The 5,420-nt window shown below is 56.6% G+C and carries 6 protein-coding genes; 1 reads left to right on the top strand and 5 read right to left on the bottom strand.

All coding sequences use genetic code 11. The features are described from left to right. A partial coding sequence (locus CPT76_RS26290) for a hypothetical protein (RefSeq protein ID WP_181153052.1) occupies positions 1 to 704 on the top strand: 704 nt, incomplete at its 5' end. Between the two features lies 1 nt (position 705). On the opposite strand, the gene CPT76_RS26285 is transcribed toward CPT76_RS26290, so the two are convergent. From CPT76_RS26285 to CPT76_RS26265, 5 genes are all read right to left on the bottom strand, one after another. Then, positions 706 to 1,419: an ABC transporter ATP-binding protein gene (locus CPT76_RS26285; RefSeq protein ID WP_105445091.1), complete on the bottom strand. Its 714-nt coding sequence runs from the start codon at positions 1,417 to 1,419 to the stop codon at positions 706 to 708. Further along, positions 1,323 to 2,489 carry an ABC transporter ATP-binding protein gene (locus tag CPT76_RS26280; RefSeq protein WP_105445009.1) on the bottom strand — a complete coding sequence of 389 codons (1,167 nt, stop codon included), beginning with the start codon at positions 2,487 to 2,489 and terminating at the stop codon, positions 1,323 to 1,325. Before CPT76_RS26280 ends, CPT76_RS26285 begins: the two co-directional genes overlap by 97 nt. 4 nt (positions 2,490 to 2,493) lie before the next feature. Further along, the gene (locus CPT76_RS26275) at positions 2,494 to 3,330 is read right to left on the bottom strand and encodes an ABC transporter permease (RefSeq protein WP_089548533.1); all 837 of its coding nucleotides are present in this window, start codon (positions 3,328 to 3,330) and stop codon (positions 2,494 to 2,496) included. A 1-nt stretch (position 3,331) separates the two neighbouring features. Next, positions 3,332 to 4,342 (bottom strand): ABC transporter permease, encoded by a 1,011-nt coding sequence (locus tag CPT76_RS26270; protein WP_076173597.1) that lies wholly within the window; start codon positions 4,340 to 4,342, stop codon positions 3,332 to 3,334. Between the two features lie 111 nt (positions 4,343 to 4,453). After that, a partial coding sequence (locus CPT76_RS26265) for an ABC transporter substrate-binding protein (protein ID WP_258168817.1) occupies positions 4,454 to 5,420 on the bottom strand: 967 nt, incomplete at its 5' end.

The following is a 5,420-nucleotide window of genomic DNA, read 5'->3' as shown; positions in this document are numbered from 1 at the left end:
ACGCCGCCGGCAGCCGGATCTTGCAGCGCCCGGAAGGCAAGCAGCAAACACCGCGGGAGCAGTTTACACAAGTGGTCATCGCGCCGGGCGAGCTGACCGACATCCGCTTCACGAAGCATCAGGCCCGGTCGGATCAGGATAACGGAAGGCAGAGCCGGTACAATTTCGACCATGATGAAGGCGATTTGTTCCGCCTCTCTTCTCCGGTAGTTCCAGCGGATCCGGACGCAGGCGTCGTTCTCGCGCAAAAAGACGCTTTTGCCGGGCATGAATTTCTGCAGGTGGAGCATGCGGAGGGAAGCCTGCCCAAGGAGGCAACGGCCCGGATCAAGCAAGCCAAAGGCCGGAACATCCACAGCCAGGGGCTTATCGGACAAATCGCCCCTGACGTGCAGCTGGGTATCGTCCAGTACGACAAGGATGGCGGCAAGCCGCTGGCCAGCCTTGTACTGATCACCCCGGATACGCTGCTGTTTCACGATTTTGAAGGAACGGATGACCCGAGCTCCACCTGGCGCGTCGACGACGGCGGGCAGATGGACCCGAAGCTGTTCCACGTCTTATTTGTCACCCGATCCGGGCCAGGCTATACGCTTGGGTATGAATGGTGGGGCTCGGAAGGATCGAACCTGGCGGTGCTGCAGCAGGACGGCGGCGCATTTCGCGTCGTGCAGGAAGGCGGCCGCTACACGGCGCCGATGTAACCTAGCCCAAATCCCAGGCCGTATGGATTTTCGGCACGTCGCTGATGAGCTGCCTCGTATAGGCGTGCTGCGGGTTCAGGATAATGTCCTCGGCCGGTCCCCTCTCGACGATTTGGCCCTTCTCCATGATGTAGATCGTGTCGCTCACGTAATAGGCGAGCCCGACGTCGTGCGTGATGAAAATAATCGTCATCTCGTTCTCATCCCTCAGCTTCAGCAGCATGTCGAGAATGGTGGACCGGGAGCAGGCGTCGACCATTGAGGTGGGCTCATCCGCGATCAGTACCTTCGGGTGAAGCATAAAAATCCGGGCGATCATGAGCCGCTGCATCTGCCCGCCGGACAGCTCGAACGGATACTTGTTGTACAGCTCCTCGAACTTCAGGTTGACGAAAGAGCAGGCCTCTTTCATTTTATTGAACTGCTCATCCTTGGTAAGCTTCAGCCCCTGCAGCCGGATGCAGCTGAGCAGCAGCTTCTCTACCCGCTGGAACAGGTTAAAGGACGAGAACGGGTCCTGAAAAATCGCCTGAATGTCTTTCCAGTACTTTTTCCGGTCGGCATGGCGGCGCAGCACTCTCGGTTGTCCTTTGTAATCGATGCTGCCCCCCGACTCCTTTAAGAGACCCATGATGATTTTGGCAAGGGTGGTTTTGCCGCTGCCGCTCTCGCCGACGATGGAAATGATTTCGCCTTTATGAAAATCGAAGTCCACCGTATCGACCGCGGTCGTTTTGGCCGCCCCGTACCCGAATACTTTTGTAATGCCTCTGCCGACGACTGCTCATTCGCATACCACTCCTTCAGCGTTCCTGTGTCAAAATGGCACCGGTACTGGCGGCCGTCCACTTCCTGCACCGCCACATTGTTTTCCCTGCAAATATCCTGGGCGTAAGAGCACCGCTCGGCAAACCGGCAGCCGGCAGGCACATGCTTCAAATTCGGTGGCGTGCCCGGAATGGCCGCCAGCTTGTGCCCCTTCATCCCCTCCTCCGGAACGATGATGGAACCCATCAGCTTCTTCGTATACGGATGAAGCGGATCAAAGATCATCTGATCGGCCGTGCCGCGCTCCACGATTTCTCCCGCGTACATGACCATAATGTCGTCGGTGACGTGGTACAAGAGCGGCAGCTCATGCGTGATGAATACCAGCGAGCGGATGAACTGCTTGTCGAGCAGGTCCTTCATCAGCTTGATGACGGCCTTCTGCGACGTCACATCCAGCGCGGATGTCGGTTCGTCGGCGATCAGCACCTTCGGATTTAGAATGGTGGAAATCGCAATGACCGTCCGTTGTTTCATGCCCCCGGAGAGCTCATTCGGATACGAGCGCAGCACCTTTGGCGACAGGTTCAGCGTTTCAAACCGCTCGACGGCCATGTCCCACACCTGCTTCTTGGTGAGCTCTGGCCGGTGCTCCTTCATGATATCCTCAATAAAGCGGATGATCCGCAGAGTCGGATTGAGGGCATTCATGGCCGCCTGGGGAATATACGCGATTTCCCGCCCGGATATTTGCGTGCGCAGCTGCTCCTTGCTCAGCTTCATAATGTCGCGGCCGTGGATTTGGATCGAACCGCTGCCGTAATGGAGCGGCGGAAAATAAAATCCCATCAGGCTCAGCGCCAGCGTCGACTTGCCGCAGCCCGATTCGCCGGCGATGCCGAGCGTCTTCCCTTCTTCCAGCACGAAATCGACACCGTCGACGGCAAACACTTTTTCCTTAAGCCGGGTTTTATAATAGGTTTTCAGTCCGCTAACTTCCAAAATGTTTGTGGTCATCGGCCTAGCTCCTTATTTTCGGATTAAAAATTTCGTCCATGCCCGTGTTCATCATATACAGCGAGAACGTGATCAGCGCGATTGACAGTGCCGCGGGGATAAACGCCCACCATGCCCCCGCCACCGGCGCCTCGAAAACGAGCGCCCAGTTCATGATAATGCCGAGGGAGATCGTGTTGTACGGCCCGAGCCCCAGCATCGAAATGGAGGCCTCCGACAGAATGCCGGACGCGGTCTGCAGCACAAACGCCATGACGACGTAGGACGCGATGTAGGGCAAAATTTCAAAAACGATGATCCGGGGCGTGCTGTGTCCGGATATTTTGGCGATATGGACATGGTCCCGGTTGCGGAGCGAGCTGGTCTGCGCCCGGACGGCCCGGGCCGTCCACGGCCAGCTGGTGATGCCGATAATGATCGCCGTCACGAGCGAGCTGCGCGAGTTGATGCTGACCGAGATGAGGATCAGAATAATAAACGACGGAATGACGATAAAAATGTTCGTGATCGACGTCAGCAAGTTATCCACGATACCGCCGATGTAACCGGAAGCAAGGCCGATAATGAGTCCGATGGCCGTGGCGAACACGCCTGCGATGAGACCGACCCGGATCGAGGTCTGGATGCCGTACATCAGCTCCAGGAACAGATCCCGCCCGAAATTGTCCGAACCGAGCCACAGCTGCGAACTCGGCGGCTGAAACGCCAGGGCGATCATCTCCAGCGGATCCTTTTTGTTGATCATCGGGAAGATGAGCACCAGCGCCAGCATAACGATGAATATTCCCGCCCCCAGCATGAATTTGGGGGACTTGATGAGAATGTTGAAGGAGTTTTTCATATTACTGGTCCTCCATTTGCGAGGCTTTGATCCGCGGATCGATAAAACCGTAAATGATATCAATCGTAAAGTTAGCCAGCAGAACAGAGAGTGCGATCAGCAGCGTACAGCCGGAAATGAGCGGATAATCGAGCTGGCGGATGGCCGTAAACAGCCAGGTGCCGATGCCCGGGTAGCTGAACACGATTTCGCAGATGAGCGAACCGCCCACCATCGTGCCAATGGACAAGGCCAGTCCGGTAATTTGTGGAAGCATGGCGTTCCGGAACACGTATCTGGAAATGCGCGAATCGCGGATCCCGAGCAGCTTGCTGTACAGCACATAGTCGGCATTCAGCTCGTAAATGGACATCTCCCGCATCCCGATCGCCTGGCCGCCGATGGTGACAAGCACGATCGAGAGGAACGGCAGCGTATGGTGGCGGATGACCGAGCCGATAAATTCGAAGCTGAGCTGCGGAATCATTTGAAAATCATACCCTCCGGACAGCGGGAACCACCCCAGCGTCAGGGCGAATACGTACAGCATGATGATCGCCAGCGTAAAAAAGGGGATCGAGTTCACGAACAGGGCTACCGGAAAAATCACCTTGTCGAACACGCCTTTTTTATATGCAGCCACGGCTCCGAGCACGTTGCCCAGAATCCAGCCTACCAGAATCGCCGGTAGCTGCAGGCCGATCGTCCACGGCACCGCTGAAGCGAGGATGTCCGTCACCTTTTTCGGATACAGGCCGAACGAGGTGCCGAGATTGCCGGTAAACAGGTTTTGGACATAGATCAGAAACTGCTGCCAGAGCGGCTTGTCAACACCAAACTCCTGAATGAACGTCTCATAGACCCGTTTGATCGTATCGCTGTCCGTCATCCCTTTGGTCATCTGTGAGACGATCATGGCGACGGGGTTCCCCTCGATCATGCGCGGAAGAAAAAAATTCAGGGAAACGGCAATGACGAGCGTCACCAGGTACCAGAACAGCTTTTTTACGAAATATTTGGCATAGGCATTCAAGAAGGTCCCTCCCTTGATCTTTGGATCTGCGGTGGATGCGTCTTGGAAAAGAGGGCCCGCATGGCGCTCCGGCAGTGCCGGGAGCCTCCCATGCAGGCCGCTTCCTTGGGCTTAGTTGTGGATCTGGTACAGCGCCCGGATGCCCGCCCCGTCCATGGCGATTTGCGGAGGAATGTTGCTTCCGTCTCCGTCGACGGGGAAGCCTTTCCATACCGATTCATTGACCGTATGGAACACCCACGGACGGTACATGAGCGGAATGGACGGAATGTCGGTCAGCCAGATTTTCGTCAAATCCGTGTACAAGGTTTTGAGTTCGGCCTGATCGGTGACGCTCGGAATTTTGTCGATAATTTGGTCGGCCTTGTCGTTTTTGTAACGGCCCCAGTTCCAGAACGCCATTTCGCCGAGTGGAGCCACTTCCTTGGAATACATGATGTCATGCGCTCTGCTCCACGGCTGGCTCGGATTGACGCCGTGCGCTCTGCTCCACGGCTGGCTCGGATTGACGCCGCCCGCAGGTGTGTTCATGATTATGTCGAACTTACCGGTTTGCAGGTCGTTCGTCCATACCGGCGCTTCCGGGAACTTGGTGCGGATTTCGATGCCGATCGCTTTGGCGCTCTGGGCCACGATCTCCAGCGCCGCATTCCAGTCGGACCAGCCGTACGGGCATTCCACTTCAAATGGCCCGAGGCGGGTGCCGTTCAGCACACGGATGCCGTCCTTGCCTTTTTTGGCGCCGATGCTGTCGAGCAGCTCGTTGGCCGCCTTGACGTCGGTCGTCCACTGCAGCGATTTGATCGCAGCCTGATCGACGTATTTGGACTCCGCGTCCGTGTTCAGCGTCAGGGACGGCTGCATCGCGGCGGAGTAGCCGCTCATCGCGAGGTCGGAAATTTTCTTATAATCGATGCTCATCGCGATCGCGCGGCGGACGTCCGGGTTATCCAGCCCTTTTTTCGAGAAATTAAAGAAGATCGACGGCATGGAGCCCGGTACGTAATAAGGTGCGTCTTTCAGATAGGTCTTGATCGGAGCGCCGTTCTTCCACATGTTCCATACCTGCGGGATGAAC

Origin of the sequence: Paenibacillus sp. AR247 (assembly GCF_002968895.1) — a bacterium.
GTDB classification, from domain to species: domain Bacteria; phylum Bacillota; class Bacilli; order Paenibacillales; family Paenibacillaceae; genus Paenibacillus_AQ; species Paenibacillus_AQ favisporus.
The sequence above is the reverse complement of the archived record's forward strand: the minus strand, read 5'-3'. Positions and strand labels throughout refer to the sequence as shown.